At 63.0% G+C, this 21,924-nt stretch carries 19 protein-coding genes and 1 tRNA gene; 3 read left to right on the top strand and 17 right to left on the bottom strand.

Annotated features, from left to right (window positions below):
• Position 1: 1 nt before the first annotated feature.
• The 14 genes from G3572_RS18730 to G3572_RS18665 form a co-directional block, all read right to left on the bottom strand.
• Positions 2–1,378, bottom strand: coding sequence for a site-specific DNA-methyltransferase (locus tag G3572_RS18730; RefSeq protein ID WP_164614750.1), 1,377 nt, complete (start codon positions 1,376–1,378; stop codon positions 2–4).
• 412 nt (positions 1,379–1,790) lie between these two features.
• Positions 1,791–2,219, bottom strand: coding sequence for a DUF6362 family protein (locus G3572_RS18725; RefSeq protein WP_164614748.1), 429 nt, complete (start codon positions 2,217–2,219; stop codon positions 1,791–1,793).
• On the bottom strand, positions 2,216–2,422 hold the full coding sequence (locus tag G3572_RS18720) for a hypothetical protein (RefSeq protein WP_164614746.1): 207 nt from the start codon (positions 2,420–2,422) through the stop codon (positions 2,216–2,218). The genes G3572_RS18725 and G3572_RS18720 overlap by 4 nt, the downstream gene beginning before the upstream one ends.
• A complete protein-coding gene (locus tag G3572_RS18715; protein ID WP_164614744.1) occupies positions 2,419–2,955 on the bottom strand; it encodes a hypothetical protein in 537 nt (178 codons plus the stop codon). Before G3572_RS18715 ends, G3572_RS18720 begins: the two co-directional genes overlap by 4 nt.
• Positions 2,956–3,395: 440 nt before the next feature.
• On the bottom strand, positions 3,396–5,693 hold the full coding sequence (locus G3572_RS18710; RefSeq protein ID WP_164614742.1) for an AAA family ATPase: 2,298 nt from the start codon (positions 5,691–5,693) through the stop codon (positions 3,396–3,398).
• Positions 5,690–6,457, bottom strand: coding sequence for a hypothetical protein (locus G3572_RS18705; protein WP_164614741.1), 768 nt, complete (start codon positions 6,455–6,457; stop codon positions 5,690–5,692). Before G3572_RS18705 ends, G3572_RS18710 begins: the two co-directional genes overlap by 4 nt.
• Positions 6,457–6,657, bottom strand: coding sequence for a DUF6511 domain-containing protein (locus tag G3572_RS18700; protein ID WP_164614739.1), 201 nt, complete (start codon positions 6,655–6,657; stop codon positions 6,457–6,459). The genes G3572_RS18705 and G3572_RS18700 overlap by 1 nt, the downstream gene beginning before the upstream one ends.
• A gap of 200 nt (positions 6,658–6,857) precedes the next feature.
• Complete coding sequence (locus G3572_RS18695; protein ID WP_164614737.1) at positions 6,858–8,549, bottom strand: DEAD/DEAH box helicase; 1,692 nt, start codon at positions 8,547–8,549, stop codon at positions 6,858–6,860.
• An 11-nt stretch (positions 8,550–8,560) separates the two neighbouring features.
• Positions 8,561–9,175 (bottom strand): hypothetical protein, encoded by a 615-nt coding sequence (locus tag G3572_RS18690; protein WP_164614735.1) that lies wholly within the window; start codon positions 9,173–9,175, stop codon positions 8,561–8,563.
• Positions 9,176–9,195: 20 nt separating this feature from the next.
• On the bottom strand, positions 9,196–10,065 hold the full coding sequence (locus G3572_RS18685; protein ID WP_164614734.1) for an ATP-binding protein: 870 nt from the start codon (positions 10,063–10,065) through the stop codon (positions 9,196–9,198).
• On the bottom strand, positions 10,062–10,550 hold the full coding sequence (locus G3572_RS18680) for a hypothetical protein (protein WP_164614732.1): 489 nt from the start codon (positions 10,548–10,550) through the stop codon (positions 10,062–10,064). Before G3572_RS18680 ends, G3572_RS18685 begins: the two co-directional genes overlap by 4 nt.
• A 26-nt stretch (positions 10,551–10,576) precedes the next feature.
• The gene (locus tag G3572_RS18675) at positions 10,577–10,942 is read right to left on the bottom strand and encodes a hypothetical protein (RefSeq protein ID WP_240335636.1); all 366 of its coding nucleotides are present in this window, start codon (positions 10,940–10,942) and stop codon (positions 10,577–10,579) included.
• Positions 10,939–11,142, bottom strand: coding sequence for a helix-turn-helix transcriptional regulator (locus tag G3572_RS18670; protein WP_071166986.1), 204 nt, complete (start codon positions 11,140–11,142; stop codon positions 10,939–10,941). The genes G3572_RS18675 and G3572_RS18670 overlap by 4 nt, the downstream gene beginning before the upstream one ends.
• A 203-nt stretch (positions 11,143–11,345) precedes the next feature.
• Positions 11,346–12,029 (bottom strand): hypothetical protein, encoded by a 684-nt coding sequence (locus G3572_RS18665; RefSeq protein WP_164614721.1) that lies wholly within the window; start codon positions 12,027–12,029, stop codon positions 11,346–11,348.
• Between the two features lie 108 nt (positions 12,030–12,137).
• Here G3572_RS18665 and G3572_RS18660 point away from each other — a divergent pair, with 108 nt between their 5' ends.
• From G3572_RS18660 to G3572_RS18650, 3 genes are all read left to right on the top strand, one after another.
• Positions 12,138–12,815 carry a LexA family transcriptional regulator gene (locus G3572_RS18660; protein WP_164614730.1) on the top strand — a complete coding sequence of 226 codons (678 nt, stop codon included), beginning with the start codon at positions 12,138–12,140 and terminating at the stop codon, positions 12,813–12,815.
• A 1,265-nt stretch (positions 12,816–14,080) separates the two neighbouring features.
• On the top strand, positions 14,081–16,396 hold the full coding sequence (locus G3572_RS18655) for a hypothetical protein (protein WP_164614728.1): 2,316 nt from the start codon (positions 14,081–14,083) through the stop codon (positions 16,394–16,396).
• Between the two features lie 118 nt (positions 16,397–16,514).
• Positions 16,515–19,700 (top strand): RNA-binding domain-containing protein, encoded by a 3,186-nt coding sequence (locus tag G3572_RS18650; protein ID WP_164614727.1) that lies wholly within the window; start codon positions 16,515–16,517, stop codon positions 19,698–19,700.
• A 16-nt stretch (positions 19,701–19,716) separates the two neighbouring features.
• On the opposite strand, the gene G3572_RS18645 is transcribed toward G3572_RS18650, so the two are convergent.
• From G3572_RS18645 to G3572_RS18635, 3 genes are all read right to left on the bottom strand, one after another.
• Positions 19,717–20,400: a thymidylate synthase gene (locus G3572_RS18645; RefSeq protein ID WP_164614725.1), complete on the bottom strand. Its 684-nt coding sequence runs from the start codon at positions 20,398–20,400 to the stop codon at positions 19,717–19,719.
• 16 nt (positions 20,401–20,416) lie between these two features.
• Complete coding sequence (locus G3572_RS18640; RefSeq protein ID WP_164614723.1) at positions 20,417–21,535, bottom strand: thiamine-phosphate kinase; 1,119 nt, start codon at positions 21,533–21,535, stop codon at positions 20,417–20,419.
• 236 nt (positions 21,536–21,771) lie between these two features.
• Positions 21,772–21,848: transfer RNA gene (locus G3572_RS18635), tRNA-Met, on the bottom strand.
• Positions 21,849–21,924 lie beyond the last annotated feature (76 nt).

Raw genomic sequence — 21,924 nt, 5'->3', positions numbered from 1 at the left:
GTCACGCGGCGGTCTTGCGCTTTCGCGCGGGTTCGGGGGCGGCGTCCGTGTCCGTCGCATCGGCCCGTGCGTCGGCATCGTCGCCCAGCCGCTCGGTCCTCACCTGCGCGAATGTCCTTCCGTCACCGTCGCGGATCGCGTCGCGGCCGGTCTCGGCCTGCCAGCGCTCCACGGCGACATCGACATAGGCCGGGCTGATTTCCATCGCGAAGATGCGTCGGCCATTGGCTTCGCCCGCCATGATCTGCGATCCGGAGCCCGAGAACGGCTCGTAGCAGAGGCCGCCCCGCGCCACATGCTGGCGCATCGGGATCCCGAAGGCGTCGAGCGGCTTCGGCGTCGGATGGTCGGGCCGGTCGTCCTTTGCGAAGCTGGGCAGCGCCCATGTGGATGGCAGCGTTTCCTCGGCCACCTTCGGCGGGCGGTTCGGGCGACGCCAGCCCATGAAACAGGGTTCGTGCTTCCAGAGGTAATGCGACCGGGTCAGAACTCCGCGGTCCTTCACCCAGATGATCTGCTGATGGACGAAGGCACCAGCCTTCTCCCAGCAGGCTTCCAGCATCGCCTGGCGGCGCGAGGCATGCCAGCAATACCAGGCGGCATCGTCGGCGATGGCCTCGGCCACGGCCGCCGCGATGAAACCGTCGTAGAGTTCCGCGCCCTGCGAACTGTCGTCCCACGTGGTGCCGTAGGACGCTGACCAGTCCTTGTTCCGGGTCGGATGGTTCGAGCCGTCGTAGTCCACCAGATACGGCGGGTCCGTCGCGAACAGGATCGCGCGCTCGCCATTCATCAGGCGGCGCACGTCGGCTGCGCTGGTGCTGTCGCCGCAGAGCAGCCGGTGATCGCCGAGGATCCACAGATCACCCGTGCGAGACGCCGGGTTGCGCGGCGGTTCGGGAATGGTCACCGGCGGCACGGAGCCCCCGGCGCCACCTTCTTCCCCGTCCCCCTCCGGCACAAAGGCAAGCAGATTGTCGAGTTCGCCATCGGAAAACCCGACAAGCGACAGGTCGAAATCCTCGGCCAGTAGGTCGTTCAGTTCCGCCGACAACAGCGCCTCGTCCCAGGTGCCGAGTTCCGTCAGCTTGTTGTCCGCGATCCGGTAAGCCCGACGCTGCGCCTCCGTCAGATGCCCGAGAACGATCACCGGCGCTTCGGTCAGCCCCAGTTGTGTCGCCGCCAGCACCCGGCCGTGCCCTGCAATCAGTTCGCCATCCTCCGCCACGAGGCAGGGTACGGTCCAGCCAAACTCGGCCATGCTGGCAGCGATCTTCGCGACCTGATCCGCGCAATGCGTTTTCGCATTGCGGGCGTAGGGCTGCAGCCTCGCCAGTGGCCACATCTCGATCCGATCCGGGGCAAAGCTCAGCGTCATCGGCGGGTCATTCCTCGGATCAGGGTGGAAACCCCTGGCTTCCGGACGCCGGGGTCCAGACTGGACTCCACGCGGGGTCCAGCGGCCATTGGGGTGTCCAGCTTCAAGAGTTTGATTTTGCGGTGTTTCAGGCGGGTTCAGGCAGCGCTGGCTTCCTGGTGGCTTCCCAAAAATCCGGCCCTGTCGCTAGCGATGCGCCGCGCTTCGCCCGCCAGCATACGAATGTTGCCCGGAAGGAACCGGAAACTCCCTCGGGTTGGACCCCGGCCGGACTCCCGCTGGATACCGGAAGCCAGTGGCCCCCCTGCCCCGCGCGCTCCTCTCCCGAGCATATCAACTTTCTAGCCCGGGAGAGGGCTTTCTGTCCCTTCGAAAACTGTCCGGCGGACAATTTTCTATCTGGCGCGCAGGTTTACGCGCCACGGGCCAGTTCGATCACCCTCTGCTTCGACAGGTTGCGGTTGAACCGCCGCTTGTTGAGAGTGAGAGCGATCACCGCGAGGCCGAATTGCCAGTGCTGATGTGCCGCCGACCGGTGCAGCCCCGCGGACCAGCAGATCTCCTTCCACCGCTCGCCATGGGCTTTCATCCAGACGATGCGACCGTCCACCGGCTCGAGGCAGGCAGTCCAGGTCAGCGTTTCCTCCATGCGGCTGATTGCCTGCGGCGAGGGAAGCACGCGCATAGGTTTGGGTTCCTGCCCGACGTTGTCGCCAAAGCTGTGCAGGACCGCAGGCCAGGTGCTGAAGTAACCCTGCCTGCGCGGCTCGGGCAGACGCTTCAGGACGAAGGCGGCTTCGGCCAGTCGTTCCTCGACCAGCGCGGGGGTCCACACGGTCATCGCTGCACCTCCCGCCCGCTGCTGGCCGGGCCATAAAGCTTCTCGCCTAGCTGGCGCACCAATTCCCGCTCGGGCCAGGTCAGGCGGTGATCGTCGAGGGCGACGGCCAGAACGCGCTGTTCGTGCCAGCCATCGCGTTTGACCTCATCGGGGTTCCGACGGCGGCCGCCATAGCCTTTCGGCGCAAAACGCATCCCGGTCATTGCAGGCCCCCCTTGGTCTCGAGCGCCCAGAACAGGATCGCGATGGCATCAGCCTCGTTGTCATCGGCGGGACTGAAGCCCCTTGCCCGGGCGGCGGCAATCATCGCCGCCTTGTCGGCGTTGCCCTTGCCGGTAGCGTGGCGCTTGATCGTGCCGACCGGGACGCCCTCGTAAGGCACGCCGCGCAGTTCGGCCCATGCGGTCAGCGTGGCCATCAGCCCGCCATAGACATGGGCGGCGTCGGTTGCGGCGTGGCGACGGACCTCTTCGAACCAGATGGAGGCGATGGGCCCGGACAGCCGGTCGAGTTCGCCCAGCCAGTTGGTGAACCGCAGATAGCGCATGCCACCGCCATCGAAGCGACCGGGACGGAAGGAGACGGTGCCGCTGGTGATCAGCCCATCAAGGCCATGCAGCGCCCATCCCGTCGTGGTGCCAAGGTCGAGGGCCAACAGGGTGAGGCCTGACCTGACGGCGGTCGGCAGATCGGGGATGACCACATGGGGTTGGGTGGCGAAGGACAGGTCAGCCATGGGGGGTCTCCTCTTCTAGTTGGCTGCTCGGTGGAAGGCGACGTCAGATTGGGAACTCGGCGTGATCGGACCAGTGACAGGCCCCGCGCGCGAACCCCCTGGGGGTGGGCGAGGGAGAACCCGCCTGCGGCGTTCTCCCCCACCCCCGTAGGGGGTGGTTTCACCCCCTAAACTTGGAACACCGATCAAGACACTGACAGGAAACGGGAATTCCAGTTTCGGGAGGTGTGTTTCGGTCGATCCTGCCGAAACTGGTTGCAGCGTAGCCGTTGCGGCTTCCGCGCAATCCTGCAGGGGCAGTTTCGGAAGCGGGCCGAAACTGGTCACAACTGGACCCTGCGTGGTCCTGCGTGAGGATGGCGAGGCAGTTTCGGCAGTTTGGCCAATCTGGTTCAAACTGGCCTCTGCGCAATTCCGCGCGAAGCGATCTGCGGGCGCGATCATGGACGATCCCCCTCGGGATAGACCCAGATATGCGGGTTCTCGACCTCGAGAAGCGCGCCGGTCTGGGGCGATTTGTAATGGGTCGGCAGCACTGCAACGCGTGCGGGGCTGACTTCGCCGGTCTCCGGATCGACCTCCTCGCGCCCCAAGGGCATGACCATTCCCTCGACGCAGAGGTAGCCAAAGCGCGAGCGTGACGGCCCAAGGCCATAGGGCGCCGCGTTGCGGACAAACTTGATGGTGCCCTTGGTGGCCTGCACGGCAATCCGGTCGCGGATGGCATCCTTGCCGCCCAGACCGCCCTTGTTCTCGAATACTTCTGCGAACTGGTTGGCGGTATAGAGACGCCCCTCGGCGGCTTCCTCAAGCAGGATGGAGAGGATCACCTCCTGCTTGCGCACGCGCTCGGCGTCGTATTTCGCGCCAACCTCGGCGCGGACCAGGCGCTCATTCATCGGGTTGATCTCGACCCACTGGCCGCCAACCTTGTCGATCAGCTTCGAGGGCAGCGCGGGGCCATTCCTGAGCTCGATCTCGAGCTTGCGCTCCGGTGCGTCCTCATCCGGCCGATGCAGGATCAGGCCGGAAGTGTAGAAGCCCCTGAGCGCGCTGGCCCCCGACAGGGCGAGGAACGGATCGTCCTTCAGCTGCTGCTTCGACAGCTTTCGCGTGTGATGAACCAGGATCACCCCGCAAGCGGGGTTGATGTAATCCCGCAGCACCTCGACCCGGTCCTTGAGGAAGAACATCATGGCGGTGTTGTCGTTTTCGCCGCCACCATCCGGACCACCATCGAAGAGGTTGCGTATCGGGTCGATGCAGATGATGTCTGGGCCCACATCCGGAAAGGCTGCCTGGATGGCGCGCGCCACGCGCATGCTGCCCTCGGTATCGAGCAGCAGCTTCAGCTTCGGCGTTGCCACGAAGGTTTCGCGTGCGGCGGCCAGAACCCTGGCGGGCAGCGCGATCTGGCCCAACCGCTCGCGCAGGTAGTGATACTGGATCTCGGCCTGCAGGTAGAACACCCGCAGCGGGCGCGGCGGGGTGAAGCCGAGAAACGGCACCCCGGCAGCCATGTGCACGAGCCAGCTGATGGTCAGATCGCTCTTGCCGACCTTCGGCGCACCGCCCAGCACCAGCAAGCCACCCGGCGTCAGGACGCGGGGCGCGATGATGTCCTCGGGCATCGGGCTGGTATCGTCCAGCAGTGCGCCGAGCGTGAAGGTGGGCATTTCGCAGGGCGCGGGGGCCGCGCTGTCGAGGCGGACCAGCGGCGGCCCGTTCTTCTGGACATGCAGATCCCAGAGCCGCTCGGACTCGCGCTGAAGGCGCTCGATCGGCCAGGAGGGCCGGAGCATCGCGGAATTGTAGCCGCAGATCGCCTGCCAGCCCTCGTCCTTCGACATCCGGCCTTCGTGGACCATGCGGATGAAATGGCCGATCGCGGCCGATGCCCCCTCAAAACGGGACCAGTCGTCCTGCCCGCCCTCGCGCACTGGGGTCACCAAGACATCGTCGAGGCGGGGCTTGTCCGGGGTGACACTGCCGCTGGCGACCATCCCGGCCCCCGGCAAGGGCGGCATTTCGGCGACGCGCTCTGCGAACTCGTCGAGATCGACCTCGACGGAATGGTGCTCGCGAATTTGCACCAGCCGCTGGTTGCCATGCTTGTGATAGACTGTGCCTGCCACTCTGATCGGCTGGTGCGCAGACCGAAAATGCGTGTCGCCGCCGACCTTCAGGGCAATCTCGCCCCGCAGGCGGCAAAGACTGGCCAGCGCCGCCCCCTCGGCGGGTTCGGTCATCTTCCACCAGACATGCAGCTTGGCTGCACCTTCGGACGTCCGCCCACCGCTCTCGATGATCAGGGTGGGTTGACCCAGATGACGCAACAGATGAGCGAGCTTGGCAGGGATGCCACCCGCGTCGAGGTCGACGACCAATGCCTGCATTTGCAGGACTTCGGCGGCTTTGGCCTGCCCTGCCCCGGCGACCGTGCCGGGGATCACGTAGACGGCGGCCCCTTCGCGCCAGGCCCAGTTGGCGAAGGTGGCGAGCTTGCCAGCTGCCGTGGCGTCAGCGTCCATCCAGACGTTGTGGGGCCGGCCCTCCTTGCCCTGCCCCATGTCGACAAAGCCTCGAACCGGGATCTGGCCTTCGCACCAGCCGAACACGACATCGAGGAACGTCGCGATCTGGACCGGGTCGGGCTCCACGCCGAACGGATCTTCGGCCGCCGGGGCGTCGTTGAAGTCCTGCCATGGGCTGAAGTGGATGATGTTGTCGTCGCTCATCCGGGCAGCCCCCAGCAACGCGCGGCCCATGGGCAGAAGCGGCATTCGAAGAAGTCACGATTGGTGGCGATGCGGGGCAGCAGCTCGCCCGCGTCGGTCGCCTGCAGGATCCGGACGCCCCGGTCCGACATGCGCTGCGCGAGCCCTGCATCGAAGGGCACAAGCTCGTGGTGCAGTTCGGCGGTGTCCTTGTTGATCGCCGTGAACAGCGCCGGATGGGCCGAAATGCCGGGGACCGCCCCTTCCATGTAGGCTTGGTAGAGCGCGATCTGCGCGGCATAGACCGGCTTGGCGACAGCGACCCCGTCCTTGACGCAGGCCCGCCAGTTCTTGGCGTTCATGGTCTTGCATTCCCAGAGCGCGGGAACGCCGATGCCCAGCGGCGCAGGTGCCGCGGCGATGATCCCGTCGACATGCCCCCGGATGCGCCCGCCCGCGACGGAAAAGCCGAACTGCTCGCCATCGGGGCGATTGCCCTTGCGGGTGTAGAGGTCGAGCCCGGCCGCGCGCAGCCAGCGGATGGCCAGATCCTCGAGTTGGTGGCCGATCTCGAAGATCCGCAGCGTCTGACCGCCGAAATCCGCACCGTCGTCCTTGGGCGCGCCCGCGAATTCGAACTGCAAGGCCCGTTCGCAGGCATGGCCCAGCCGGGATGCGCCGAGATAGGTTCGGGGTGGCGTGGCCTCGCGCTCGGCGATCAGCGCGGCATCGATGGCAGCGTTGACGCGTTCGGCAATGCCGGGGCGATGGTTGTAGTCCAGCATCAGAACGGCACCTCCGCCGTGGCCGCGATGCGCGACATCTCGGCCCCGTAGCCCTCCAGCACCTCTTCGATCAGCGCGGTGACGTCTGCCGCTGTGAGATCGCGAAGCCGCTTGTCCCAGCCGATCCGGTCCATCGTCTGGCCCAGACGCTTCATCACCAGCGCGATGGCCACGCGCTCTTCCTCGGTCATTCCCTGCATGGTCAGTCCTTTGCGATGGCGGGCCGCGAACCATCCCTGGCAGGGCATCGAGCAGAACCAGCGATGCTTGCGAGGGCGTGGTTTGGCGGGGTTGAAGAAGCCGAAGCCTTGCGCCGGGCGCAGGCAGACGGCGCAAGGTTGCAGGCGCGGGTGCCAATGGCGGGCCGGTTCAGGAAGGGGTGCAATTTGCCCGGCATGGGTCACGCCGCCCTCCCGATACCCGGGCTGGCACGGCCGACGAGCTGGCGGATTTCGCGCTTGTTGAAGCCGAAGGTCATCAGCGCCGAGGCGCGATAGCGGGTCAGGCCATAATCCTGACGGAACTCGGGCGGCAGGTATTGCAGCTGCTTTTCGGTCGCGGCCTGCTTTAGCCAGCCCTTCGATTTGAAGGCACTCTCGTCGGTCTCGTATTCATTCAGCCAGTCATCGGCCTGCGCGAGGCAGACCGTCCGCTCCCCAACACCCAGCAGCCGGGGTGCACGCCCCTTCGCGCCGCCCACCGCGTGCCAGCGTCCATCGAGAAAGAAGATCCCGCCCCAGGCATTGAAGCCGTTGGCCATCAGCGCGGCGTCATCGCCGAAGAGATCGACCCATGCGAAGCTCGACCGCCTCAGAAGGTCGATCTCGGACATGATGAAACCCGAGAGCGGAATGGCATCCTGGCCTTCGCCTTGCTCCTCCGGGTCGCGCGCGAACGCCTCGCCGCAGAGCGGGCATTCCATGGCGGCTAATGGGATTTCAGCCTCGCAGGCCGGACAGGTCTTCGTCGGCGCCTCTCCGGGATCAAGCTTGCCGTCGAGGTCGACATCCTGTTCCAGCGTACCGTGGATCAGGCTCGACGTCCCGAAATCCAGCACGATGCAGTCGGTCTTGACGACACCGGGGTGTTCCTCGGGTTCCACTGTGCGCAGGCCACGCCCGACCATCTGGATCATGGTCGATTTGTAGGAGCTGGGGCGCAGCAGGACGACGCAGGAGGTCGGCGGGTGGTCCCAGCCCTCGGTCAGCACGGCCACGTTGACGATGACGCGGATTTCGCCTGAGGCATAGGCGGCGAGGATCCGGCGACGCGTGCTGGCATCGAGATCGCCATGGATGACGGCCGCCGAAACACCTGCGCCTTTGAAGGCCGCCGCGACGTTTTCGGCATGGGCGACGGTGGAGCAGAAGACCACGGTCGGCCGCTCGCTCGCCTTTTCCTGCCAGTGCCGCACGACCTCGTCCGTCACCGGCGCGCGGTTCATGATCTGCGCGACCTCGGTCATGTCGTAGTCAGCGGCGCTCTTGCGCACAGCACGCAGTTGTTCCTGCACGCCCACGTCGATGACGAAGGTGCGGGGCGGGACGAGGTGGCCCGAGGCGATCAGCTCGCCCAGCCGCACCTGGTCGCCGACATTGTCGAAGATCTCGCGCAGACCCTTGCGGTCACCCCGGTTCGGCGTGGCCGTGACGCCGAAGATCCGGCAGGCGGGGTTGGCACCCCGGACATGATCGATGATCCGGCGGTAGCTGTCAGCCACCGCGTGATGCGCCTCGTCGATGACCAGCAGGTCGAGCGCGGGCATCGCGGCCAGATTGGTGGGTCGCGAGAGGGTCGGCACCATGGCGAAGGTCGCACGTCCGGCCCAGCTCTTGGCCTCGGCATCGACGACGGACGTGGGGATGTCAGGCGCGACCCGGCCGAACTTCGCCCGGTTCTGGGCGGTCAACTCGTCGCGATGGGCCAGGATGCAGGCCTTGGCATCACCGCCCTCGAGGGACTTCGCGACAACCGCCGACAGGGCGATGGTCTTGCCGAAGCCCGTCGAGGCGATGCTGAGGGTGTTGCCGTGATCGCAGAGCGCAGCGAGGCTGCGCTCCACGAACAGGCTCTGACGGGGGCGAAGGCGCATGAGTCAGGCCCTCACTGTGCCCAGGAGGGACGACCCGGTACGGGCGACGCGGGCTGCTGCTGAACCGGCTGCTGCTGAACCGGCTGCTGCGGCGCGGGTTGCGCGGGCGGGTGGTAGCCGGGCTGTGCGGACAAGCCCATATGTTGGGCGTAATCCCGATGGTCCGGCGTCACGGCGCTGCGGATTTGGTTCTTGTCATCGCCAGTGGCATCGGTGCCGACATCGATCCGGGCGAGGAACTCGATCCCGTCGAGATCCTTCAGCCCGTTGATCCGGCGCGCCGCTTGCGCCTGCGGGGACTGGTCCTTGTCGGAAATCCCGCGCGCCGAGTTCAGCATGCCACGCACGAGGCTGCGGCCCATGTTGGCCCAGTCCGGCCCCTTGGGGCTGTAAAGCCCGATCAGGGTGAAGATCTTGCGCCGGGCATACTGGCCTTCGGTCACCGTGAACTCACCGTTCAGGTACACAGCGCCGGTCGAGCCGCGCGTGGCATAGCCGCCCGTCCAGCCCTGCGACGCGTCGTCGAAACCGCCGGGGCGGATCGTCAGCCGCACCTTGGCCAGCGTGCCCTTGGGGATGAGGTTGGTGTTGGACTGGGCGTCGTTGAAGTCGTTCCAGGAACTCATGGGGGTGTCTCCTTTGCGGATCAGGATTGCGGATGGGGGTGATCGGCCGCGCCTTCAGCGGGCGGCGTGAAGGTCAGGCGCCTTGGCGCGGGCGTGCCGGGGGCGCGGATCTTCTCCATCAGGCGGCCAAGATGCGGCTCTTCCACGGGGCCAAGACGACCGGAACGGTCCTTGGCCGGGAAGCCCCATGGGTTGATGGTGTGGCAGACGAAGGCGCGGTAGGGATCGCCGCCATCGGCCTTGAGCTCGGCCATGGTGATCACTTCGTCGACGATCCCCGGCAGCTCGAGCCCGGTCTTCGAGCCGTCGATCTGCGGCTGGAAGATACGCCGGTTGAAGTCGTCGAACTTCTCGTCGAGGATCCCGACGAACCAGACGTTGCGACCCCGGGTGTGCTGGAGGTGGGTCAGCCAGGCGATCATCTCGCGCCCGTGCAACCCGTAGGCCCCGCGCACATCCGGCTTGCCGGTCTTTTCCGAAACCGCCTCGGGTTGGCCCTTGCACCATTGGAAGCAGAGCCGCCCCGCCACGGTGATCGAGTCGACGAAGATCGTGTCGTAGCGGTCGAGCGCGGCAGGATCGCCGAACTTCTGGCAGACGGCGGCATGATGCGCGGGGCTGTAGGGCTGCTCGTCGCGCAGGGCCGGGTTCGGCCCGCCGATGAACACTGCGAAATCCCGACACTCCGCCCATGTGCGTGGCCGGATGCTGTCGCCCGGCCAGCCCTCGATGGCCAGATCGCCCGCCTCGAGGTCGATGAACAGCGTGCAGGCCGGGTCGAGCGTCCAAAGCAGGCTGGTCTTGCCGATGCCGGACTTGCCGAAGATGCAGCCCTTGATGCCGCGCGGCTCGGCCAACCGCTGGTCGGCGGTGATGATGGGCAGGCTCACGCGCGATCCTCCAGCGGGAGGAGGTCGACTTTCAGCGTGCCGGTCTTGACGGTGCGGGCGGGCTCGAAGCCCTGGCGGATTGCCTCGGGCCAGGCGACATAGGCGCGCTCAGGCACCTTGAAGCTGATCTCGACGTATTCGGCCGGATCTTCGCCTGCGGCGCGGATGCGTTCGACCATGGCGGCGAGCTTGGCCTGGTCCCATTCGACGCGCTTCGGCAGGTCGGCGACCACGGTGAAATCTCCGTCGACAATGCGAACGGTGCCGGTGTCCTTGCCGCAGGCGCGGCGTGCCTCGGCAGCTCGGGCGGCGTAGCGGACCTCAAGCGCGGTGGAAAAGCGTGCGGTGACGGCCTTCATCTGCTTGGCCGCGGCGTCGATCTCGCGCTGCAGGGCGGCCAGAAGCTCGACGGGAAGCTGGGCGATCTCGCCTGCGGGCAAGTTGATCAGCTGATCGATGCTGGGGGTGTTTTGCGGGAACGTCATGGAGGTCTCCGTAATGGGGGATAGGGTCAGGCGGCCTCGAGAAGGCGCATGGACAGGGCAGGACCGGCCTGGCGCGGCTTGGCCCGGGCGATGGCGATGTAGGCGAACTGGTCGGGGCCGATCCGGGCCTGCACGAGGTGGACAAGCCCCTGCTCGGCGGCGCGCAGCGCGGCCGAGGCCACCAGGCGAAGGGCGCGCTGCTGTTCGGCGGGCAGCTTCGAGATGACGGAGGTCGCATCGACCGCGAGAAAGCCGCGATGGTAGACCAGCGTCTCGCCGGGCGCGGCCTGCGCGATCCAGGCCGAAAGCCCGACCTCGTCAAGCGCAGGTCCGGCCGCGCCAAAGATCGACACGACGCCTGTGGCGCGGAGGATGGAATGCCGAGCCATCATGCCGCGCCCCGATCCGCGGTGCTGCGCCGCTGGCGGGCCTGCTCATAGGCCAGCACATCCTCGAGCCGGTAGACCACACGGCCGCCGATCTTCAGGAAGGCCGGGCCCTCGCCGGTCCAGCGCCAGCGTTCGAGGGTGCGCGCCGAAATGCTCCAGCGCGCGGCGAGTTCGGTCTGGTTCAGGCAGGTTCTGGTCTGCATCGTCCTCTCCCGGTGTGTCGTCGGGAGGAAGATGCACGGCGCGATGCGGGGATGTCGTCGGGATCAGAGTGGGATACGGCGGGGGATCAGCCGGATCGTTTCAATCATGGGGTGAAACGTATGACGGTGGGATCGCCATCCCCCTCCATCCCCCGGCGCATCCCACAGCGGTGAGCCAGAGGGAGGGGCACGGGGCGTTCGACTCAGATGCCCGCGAGGCGATAGGCCCCGCGGCCGTTCGACTCGATGAGCAGCGGCCAGTCCTTCTTGGACTTGAAGACGTCCGCCATCTTGAGGCTGCGCGACCCAGCCTGGGAGAGCACCGCCTTGCCGCTCTGCCACGGATCGCCCCGCTTGGCCGCAGCATGCAGGATCCGCACGACCTGCGCCTGGATCGGCCCCAGCCGGAACTCGCAGCCATTGCAACGGACGCTCTGGTAATCAGCGGAGGCGTGGAAGGCGCCTGCTGGCTTCATGCCCGAGGCGCCGCCAAATCCGGTCGCAGCCTCGAAACGGTCGCGTTCTTCGCGCCTTAACATCAAATCCGGCTTGCGGATCGTCAGGCTCTCGCGCGAGCCGTAGAAACAGGCGTAGTCCGCCTTTGCGGTCCGGAAGCGGGTGATGCTGACCTCACCCTTGCGAAAAAGTTGGAAGACGTCCTGGACGTGCAGGTCCAGCAGCCCATTGAACACGGACCGCTCCGTTGGGATCGAGTAGCAGCGGCCATCGTCGGTTTCTTCGTAGTCGCCAAACTCAATGGGCAGGTTCAGGATGCGGACCGACAGCCGCAACTGGTCGTTCTCGGCCAGATAGACCAGATCGACCTCGGGCATCGACCAGCGGGCGAGGACTTCCGGCAGGGTGAAATACGCCTTCTCGATCTCCATCCGGGCCCCCGATTCCCATGCAATCTGTTTGGCTTTTGTTCTAGCCGCTTGACGATCCCAATTCAATCCTGTCATATCCAACTATATCCACAACCCCTTGGGGAAAAGATGACCGAAACTCACACCCTGGCCGACCGTCTGCGGGCCCGCTCCGACCAGCTCGGCCTGGCACCGGCCCATGTTGCGGAGATGGCCGGGGTCAACCGATCCTTCGTCTATGACATCCTGCGCGGGCGCTCCTCGCGCCCCAGCATCGACCGGCTGGCCGATGTCGCCCGCGTGCTGAAGGTCGACCGCGAGTGGCTGATCCACGGTATCGGCGAGATCGAGGGCCCCTCCCCCTTCAACGAGACCCCCGAGGATACCTTCGTGGCGATCGCGCATGCCACGCCCCGCCCAGCCATGGGCGGCGGCGCCGTGGTGACCGAGGATGACGACACGCCCGGTCGCGCCTACCACTTCCGCCAGTCGTGGATCCGCCACAAGCTGAAGGCCAGTCCGTCACAACTCCGGATCATGCATGTCGAAGGCGACAGCATGGTCCCGACGCTGCAGGACGGCGATGCCGTGCTTGTCGACATGACCCGCCAGTTCCCCAGCCCCCCCGGCATCTTCGTCCTCGACGATGGCATGGGCCTGGTGGCCAAGCGCCTCGAGCACATCCCCAACAGCGACCCACCAGCTGTACGGGTGATCTCGGACAACACGCTCTACCCCGCCTACGAGCGCACGGCGGACGAGATCCGCATCATCGGCCGCATCCGCTGGTTCGCACGGGAGATATGAGGATGGGTGTTGCCGTTTCCGCCCGGAGCCAGAAACGAAAAAGCGCCCGCGAGATTTCTCTCCGGACGCACCTCTGCGATGATTGAAGCTTGCGTCAAGGGGGGCAGGGTTGTCAATCGAAGTCTTTGTTTCCTGCCGTGGAATGCGTAACACCGCCACAGGATGGCGCCGCCCAATGGAGCATCGCAGCGAACACTTCTCACCCTAACATGAAACACACTGCGACAACGACAGAAACTGTCCAGTTCAGAAAACGCTTGCTTACGGCCCGTGGCTGGGCAATGCATCCGTCAAACTGCTATACACGTGCTCGACGGCAGTTCACGAGGGTTTCCGGATCGGGTATCTTTCGGCGCAGGGTCAGAGGGACGAAGTTTGAGCTGGTTGACTATCTAAAATGTGCTCTCTCGCGCCTTTCGGGAATGAAGCGGTACTGAATCTTCACAATCAAGCTTCCTTGGGGCCACGCCTTGCCAATGTACCGGACCCTTCATGCGGCGTATGATCGGTGTGTCGCGACTTCTTGCGAAGTGTAGGCTCAGGATGGGTCTTCGAGGACAAAGCGGTTGGTCGGAGTTGAAATGGGACGACGTCGCCAAAGTGGTCTGTTTGAAACGCTGTTCAAATCAGTATTTGGCGTTGGCACGACCGTTCACTACAAAACTGACTGGTTGGGCCGGAAGCAGAAGGTCGTGAAGCATCACGACTCTGGAAAAACCAAGACCTACACGCATGGAACTGGCTTCTTCGGCAACAAGACGCGGACAAAGACTGTCAAGCAAGGGAAAGTTGTTGAAGAAGGAACAGTCCGGGAGAACATCTTTTGGAGCGGCGCGACGGAGCGCGCGCGGAAGAGAGATGGTACTGACGTCACGCGCAAGTATTCACCTGGTTTTTTCCGAGATCATGTGACGACGCACGAAAATGGTATCTGCTTCAAATGTGATGGCACTGGTCAGAAGGAGATAAATTGCAGGACTTGCAACGGCACGGGAACTTTTACGTTTCCCGACGGTCAATGTCGAGCCTGTAATGGAACCGGTCGCTATGGAGAAGATCAATGCCGAAGATGCTCTGGAACCGGAATCTATTCATCGGGAAAGCAGACAAGCTGTAATCGCTGTGAAGGCAGCGGAAGGCGGAGCGTAATCTGCAATAAGTGCAACGGTAGTGGCAAATTTATCAAGAGCTCATATCGATAGCAGGAACGATCCAACCACGGAATTCTATATTTGTCTCCAGCAAGCAGGGAAGAAAATCGCGCGATGAAGGACAATGACCCGCTTTGGCTTGCCTATCTGTGGGAATCATGGGGACTTACCCCGGAGCGGCAACGAAACCTACAGGAGCTCGAGGACGAGGTTCGCGCCGAAGGCCCCGCCAACAGGGTCGATGAGTTTCTCGCCAGGCGCACCAAGGGGGCGAAAGCTTACATCGCCAAGCAGGAGTTGGAGAAGGTGTTCAGCGCCGGCGGGGAGCACGCTGCCCGACAATGGCTGGTCGATGCAAGGGGGGCGTGGTTGCGCGACCGCGATATACTTTCAAGCCTCGAACGGAAAGTCAGCGATCTGATTAAGCGTGAGCAGAATCTTCGTGGCCGAAATAATCATCCCAAGCAGCGGTCGAGGGTTCGGACAACTTTGCGGGATGGTCGACACCCGAACTGCCTGCGTGCGTTACATCCTGCCGACTCCTGGACGGTTTATGTCGATGAAACTGGCGTTAATTTCGACAGTACGGAGCGCGCCGACAACCCGAATCTAACTGGCCGAGTGGTGGCGCTAGCCGTTCCCGACGGCGTCGAACTGGCTGATTGCGGCGGCTTTCACGCCGTTGAACGAAGCTTCTCTGAGGTCGACGATGTGCTGCAACGGGTTCTCGATGCACCGGTCGGCATTCTTGGCTTCAGCGTTCTTGATGATACTGCACAACATCGGTACTGGATCGGTCACGTTCTCCATCTTGTGCGCTGGACGCTGCTGCAACTTCCGATTCCGATGGATGGGCGTAAAAGCCAGGTTCGAATCCTGATTGAGCAGCGTGACGCCTACAGTTCTCAGACCGATTTGAAGGCGCTGGCACAGGCGCTCGAAAGTGAATTGGCTGCCCTTGATCCGCAGCGTTTCAAGGGCCTTGCACTTAAAATGGGCTTCATGGACAAGAAGCACCCGATGAACGGTTATGTCGATGTCGTGGCTTTTACGTGGGGCAGCTCGGACTGGTCGAACAAGGACCGGTTGCGAAAATCGCAATTGCAGGGCCATTGCTTCGTCAAGGCCAACGAAAGCAGTCTGCACCATCTCTATTTGGCATTGACCCGCGGGGGACCGCTCGCACCGGCCGATTGGTATGCACTTTGTGCTGCGTCGGCGGAAGAGCAAGACGGTAGCTTCCTGCGCCGCGAACTCGACCGCCTCGGCAAGGCGATGGCGCGCCTCCCTCGGCAATGGGAGCTATACCTCGAAGAAGTCCAGACGCGCCTTGCTAGCAAGCAGTACTCCCTTGCCGCGCTGGGCAGAGCCATCGATTGGCTGGAGCAGTATGCCGACCAGTCGCAGATCATACCAGGCACGCTGCGACTGCAGCTCGACAGCAGCAACCTATCATTGGCCAATCATCGCGGGCAGATCCAGGATGAGCTTGTCTTCCGCTGCCTCGAGTGGGTCAATAAGCTTGAGGACGAGGCGCCACAACTGGTAGCCGAGGCGCTTTTGCGCATGGCAAGCACCATGACAAATAACTTTCAATTCAGCGCGCTAGAGGAGATCGTCGAAACATGGCTTGCTAAGCCCATCGCGGTGGCCGGACTGCTGAACTATGGTAAACTGCAATCCACGCGCGGCCAGATGCATGCCTTCTCACATGATCCTGCCACAGCCGTTTCATTTTTCGAGGCGGCCGCAGAAAGTTTCGCCCGACTGAGCGATCCACGGCAGGTTGCACGAGAGACGCATCAAACCCGCATCTACGAGATGATCGCCCGGATGGACGCTGTGCCTTTCGATGCCGACGGCGAAGAGGCGAGCGCCGAAGTGGGAATGGTACTGGACTCCATACTTCGATTGCTCGGCAACCGTGAACCCGAAGCAATCAGTCGGTCCCTGTCCGCGTCGGATCAGGAAAGGCGCTTCGAAAATCATCTATGGTTGCGTGCGCTGAACCGCTTTCCCCGGCAGATGGCCATTGCCCGCGCGGCCTATCTCGGCAACCGCGAAAAGTGGAAGAGCGGTAGCGATCACCCTTGGCCTCTAATTCTAGCCTATCGGGCCTGGCTTCTAAAGGACGCGGGCGAGACTGAGGAGGCGCGCTCGCACCTAGATGCGGCCGTCCGCACCTGCCTCGACGATGACCACGGTGTGACGCTCGAGTGGATGGCGTTGGTGCTTAGTACTATGGCGCAGGCGATTGGCGTGCCGCTAGCCAGCTCTGATCATGCAGAGGAGGACGGGCTGCGAAAGCGCCTGCAGCACGCGCCTTGGGAGGCGTTGGCCGAATTCACCGCTGAGGCTTCAAATGGCAGAATAACGCCCGCCCGGATCTGGGTACATCTGGCGAAATGCCTTCCCTTCAACTTTCACTGAGCCGCGTACCGGTACACTCTTGAGCACAGAATATATGTCTCTCCCCAAAGCCCCCATTTCCGCTCCTGAACTTGCACGCCGAGTTCTGCTGCATCCTCGTGGGGGCGTGAATACATTGATGGAATTGGTCAGAAATAGTGAAACTGAGTGGCTGGAGCTTAAGGCCTCATTCTATCCTGAGGGTGGCAATTTTGAGCAGGGAACGAATGCAGACGACTATCGCTGGAACGTTGCGAAGGCGGTCATTGCGCTGGCCAACTCGATCGGTGGAGTGGTGCTGTTGGGGGTTGCCGACGATGGCGGCCTTATCGGTATCGAGGCCAGCGATCCACACGGTCGGCGGCGATCCAAGGGGGCGGAGGCGTTTCGTCGCGAGGTGGTCATGCAGCAGGTTCTATGCCCGACCAAGGGTTGGAGGACTGGCCGCCAAGGTAATTTCCGACTTGTGAACGCCCCGTTGCTCGAGCGTCTGGTTGCGCTGGAAGAGATTCCGCAAGGCGAGCAGAGCGTTTTAGCCATTTTTGTCGACCCCGCGCCTGAGGGCTACGGCTTTGTCGAGGTCGAGGCATCAAAGGATGTCACCCGGCAGATCTACCTGCGCAAACGCGGCGCGGTCGGGCAGGTCGTGTCGTTGGACGGAGATCAAGCGGATGTGCTGTCGGCACATGAAGCGCAGCGCCATAAGCTTGCCGCTGAAATACCATTGCTCTGGAAACGGTTCGAGCAAGCTGGCCTGCTTGCGCGCTCGACGGAGGAACTCCTACCCGATGTAAGCCGCTATGTAGCCACGCTGAAGGCGCGTCTGGCGCCGGTCGCGGCTCAGTTCGTCCCGCTTTGCGCGGTTCAGCGGCGCACTTCAGGGCTGAGCGCCAGCGGCAAGGTACAGGTACTCAATGACGTCGACAACTGGGTCCGGAGCGAATCGACGCGCTCTGGCGAGGGCAGCGATCTGCTGCGGACCGACCCCGAGCCGCGTAGGGGGCCGGCTACCGAGTTGCTCGGACGAACCAGCCAAGCGCTGCTGATCGGAGAAGGTGGGTCGGGCAAGAGCAGGTGCCTTGCTGCCTTCGCCTTCCAAGCGGCGCGCGAGTGGAAGCCCGGCAAGCCTTGGCCGCTTCTGGTATCGCTTGCCTCCTATTCCGCCGAAGGCTTGGCAGGCTTGCTTGCAACCGAAAGCGGCATCGACTGGCAAGATCTGGCGCCGAGGGTCGGTGCAGGCGAGTTAACTCTCTGTCTTGATGGGCTGAATGAATGCCCGGACTTGCACTATGATCAATGCTTGAAGGAGATCGCAGGGATCTCACGCGAGTATCCCGCCGCGCGCTTACAGCTGACAAGCCGGAGCGCACAGCTGCCGCCACAGATCAAGTTGGAGGTGTTCGAGCTCGAGGCAATGGACCGGGCATGTCAAAGCAAATTCCTGGTGACCTACCTCGAGCAACCGCAGAAGGCCGAGTCGATACTTGAGCAACTCCACCTTCATGACGGTGGTAGTGTGATCGCTGGCAGCCCGATGCTGCTACGCATCGCCGCTGAGGTCACCCGCGAGACCGATGAAATCCCGAACGAGCGCTCGAAACTGTATTGCCGCTTTCTCGATGCCTGGTTCCGGCGCGAGACCGAACGGTCAAGGCGCGACGGGAAGACGCTGCCATGGGATCACGAGCTGGCCATCACAGCGCTGGCGGAGTTGGCCTTTCGAGCGCGGCAGAAGGGTAGCGGTCGAATTCCTCTGCCGCAGGCTAACGCCCTGCTGATCCATCGTCTTGGCGAGGATACCGAACGCTTCATCGACTGGGCCTCACAGGGCACCGTTTTGGTTCGTAACGAAGGTCGCGGAGAGCTGGTCTTCGAGCATGAGACGATCCAAGAGTATCTCTGTGCCAGATATTTGGTAACTCGACACGAAGACTTGCATTCCGATGTTCTAGCCGTGCGGGCTGATGCGAAGCCAGGAATATGGGCGATGCCGCTAGCCTTCACGTTCGAGATGCTAGCGCAGCCATCACCAGCGTTTGTAGATTCAGCGTGGCGGGTTGAGCCGCTGATCGTTGCTGCCGGAACTCGCAGCGAGTTACACCCTCGTGCCAAAGATGTGGCCCATGACCTTTGGGAAGAAGCCGTATTGAACGTCCTGCTTGGGAAGGATGCTGCTGCACAGGCCCGCGCTATCTCGATCATCGCCCGCTTGCCGCCGAAGTATCCAATCTCGCAGTATCTGCTGAGCAGCCTGAACAGTCATGCTTTCTGGTACACGGCGCTAACACATGCCAACGGAATCGCCAGAGTCGAACGCCTACGCGGACTGGTCTGCGGACCCGATTTCCCGTGGATTGAATTGCTGGCTGATACGCTGGTCGGCTGCAAAGCTTGGGCCGAGGGCCTCTCGCCGGCGCTCCGCGCCATCGCGGGGGTCAGCCCCACTCCAACCTTGCGTGAAGTGTTGTCTTCATGCTCGGTCTCAGAACTCTGTGCTCTCCGGCGGCGCAAGATGATCTCTGCCGAAACTTTCATCTCCTCTTGGAAGACAGCACTTGACCGCTCATCAACGTGGCGAGTGGATCTCGACCTTCTGGACATTCTGCGCACCGAGAAAGAGCAGGTGGACGATATTTTACAAGACATGCTCCCGCGCTACCGAGCCCAGCTTCGGCGGATTGCCGTCGAACCGGAGCTTTCACTGCGGGTGCTAAGCATCCTGCTTAGGGGAGGGATAGTCCAAGCCGAGGAACTCCGTGAGCGGTCAGGTTTTCTGGCAAATGTGTGCGCCCGGATGTCCATGATGAATGCTATCCGCCTAGCCAGGCAAGGCATGTTGCGGCCTGCAGATGTCGATGCCGGAACGCGGGCACGTCTTGTCTATGACCGCAAAACCACAAGGCGGAACATTGACGATGCAATCAGGAACGGGCTCCTGAACCCGGAGGATCTGCCAATGCAGTTGCGTGAGCGAATTGTGGCCGCCGCCCCATCGACGCACGGAAAGCCGCGTGCAAGATCTGGGGGTGCAAAGTTTTCAGTCGCCCTGCTGAGCGATGCCAAATCGCGGATGAAGGTAAATGCGGAGCTTGCGAAGACACGTTGGACAGTTGAACTGAAGCGTACCCTCCCTGAGCGAGGTTTCGGCTTCGTCCGGCACCAGGACTTCGATGAGGACATCTTCTGCCTGTTGTCAACGATCGCCGCGACGGACCGAAATGCGCTACGCGAGGGCAATGTGCTCAATGTGAGGATCATCACTAGTTTCGACAGAGCACGGCAGCACTGGAGCTTTGCCGTCGAATCGGGACACACCGTAGAGTAGCAAAGAGCTGGCGCTGTCACGCCCCCGACGCCTGGGGGCCGTGTTCATAGTATCTGTCCGTAATTCTTACCGGGGCCCCGGTGAGTAGCTTTCCTGCCTCGTCCTTATCGAAATCATAAATATGGGCCGAGGCGACATAGCCGCGTAATGTGCCGCTAACCGTGTTGCAGTGTCTCGCAAGATCGCTTTGTAGCTGCGCCAGCGCGGCCAGATTGGCATATTGGCGCCCGAAGATGTTCTGACTGCGGAAGAAGAACTGAAGATCCAGCCTTCCTTTCCGGATTTTAGCGTCAAGCGTGGTCAGGCAAGGCAGGCTGGCCGCAGAACTGCCGGGAACCAACAGGTTGATCGTCGCAGACTTCGTTTCGGGTTTGCGTTTTAGTCGCTCCACCATCCAGTCAAACTGGTCAACTCCCGCCATGTCGAAAATTCGCTGTCCATAGGTGAAGGGCCGGTCAGGCATGCAGGCGCCTCGCGCAAACTTGGCAAGGGTCCGGGCCAGGACGGTTGGGTCACCGTGGGCAGATAGCAACGGATCGGAAACGCTTGGCGCCGAAATCTCTACTGCTAGACCAAGCACCTCGAGCAGCCCGACCTCTCCATCGTGATGAGGTTGGCCGTGGCTCAGCACATGGTTGACGCTCACGATCCAACACTCTCCGATAGTCTGCGTACGGATGGCCAATGGCATGTCCGCCATGAAAATGGTCCCCATTCTAGGCCAGATTGCGCCAGAGCGTCTCGAAATGTCGTCCTTCGAGTGACGCGCCGCGTCGCGCAGTGGCCGCCTCAGTCCGCGCGAAATGGCCGGCGCCATTCCCGTCATCTGTGAAGCTGTCGTGCTCGAGACGTTCAAGTAGGTGCCACGCGCCGTCAGAATGGCGGATGGCAATCTCTTGGTTCGTGGTAATGCCACCGATAACAGTAACCTTAGCATCCAGCGATGAAGCCAACTGGTGCATCATCGGCAGGTGGTCGGGCGGGACGGCATAGAGAAACTGCCAGTCCCCACCTGCAATGCTCAGCTGAAGCGGCGAGAGGCCCGATGCTGTAACGAGATCGTTGAGGTGGGGATGCATAGGGATGCTTAGCTCATCGACAAACGCGCCACAGTCGCTTGCACCACATATTGCGTGAATTGCCCCGGGCAGGCCATCGCTTATGTCGGTTCCGGCATGTGGTATGCCAGCCTCTGCAATGGCGCGGCCGAGAGAAAACGGTGGGCGCTGCTCGATAATTGCTTGCTCGACGACGCGGCGGACACGTGCATCGAGCGGGAGTGCACGCTTGAAGGCGATCAGTCCCAGCATCATAGAGCCGAGGTAACCAGTAACCACCAGGACATCGCCCGGGCGGGCACCTGAGCGGCAAATACGTTTGTCGCGCGGCACCGTACCGAGGGCGGTGGCGACGAGGGCGAATTTTGGGTTCTGCTTGGTGTCACCGGCAACGATCTCTGCGCCGTAGCGCCTAGCAGCCTCGGCCGCGCCCTTCATGACACCGCGGACAAACCCGAGCGTAGTATCGATAGGGAGCAGCAAGGCCACTGTGACTGCGCGCGGAACGCCACCGGCGACTACGATATCGCTGATGGCATGAGATACGCCGAAGTCCCCAACACATTCTGGGCCGGCAAGCCCGAGGCCGTAGGCCGCATTTAGCCCGGATCGGTCAGTGTTCAGCACGAGCAGCTCATTGTCTTTTTGACAGAGCTCGATGAAGGCGGCGTCATGTCCAAACCCATCGACCAGCATGCTAGTTGCGCGCATCATGTGGGTGATCTCGGCCACGACGCGGCGCTCTCCAACCTCGCGGATCGTCAATTCTTCATCCATCAGCGATCCCGTTACTCATTGTCGAAAGAGATGATCCTGTTCAGATCCCTAGCTGCAACAGGTCCCCGCGAGTAGTCAATATCGCCTGGCCGAGCGCGGGAGGAAGCGAGCTCTATCATTCGAAGGGGCGCGCGAGACTTCGCGCCTTCTTGCTTCCACAGTGCTTCCACGGGGGCTTGAAACGCAAAAGCCGCCCCGGAGGGCGGCGCATAAGCATTTGATAACGCGGAGATATTTGGTTGCGGGGGCAGGATTTGAACCTGCGGCCTTCAGGTTATGAGCCTGACGAGCTACCGGGCTGCTCCACCCCGCGCCATTCCCGAGGGCGATTAATTTCGATCGGGTTTTTGTTATCGTATTGAGAGTTTTGTCTCTTATTAGGTTTGGCG

Source organism: Pseudotabrizicola algicola (assembly GCF_010915705.1).
In the GTDB taxonomy this organism is placed as follows: Bacteria; Pseudomonadota; Alphaproteobacteria; order Rhodobacterales; family Rhodobacteraceae; genus Pseudotabrizicola; species Pseudotabrizicola algicola.
Note: the sequence above shows the minus strand (reverse complement) of the source record. Positions and strands in the feature narration are given on the sequence as shown.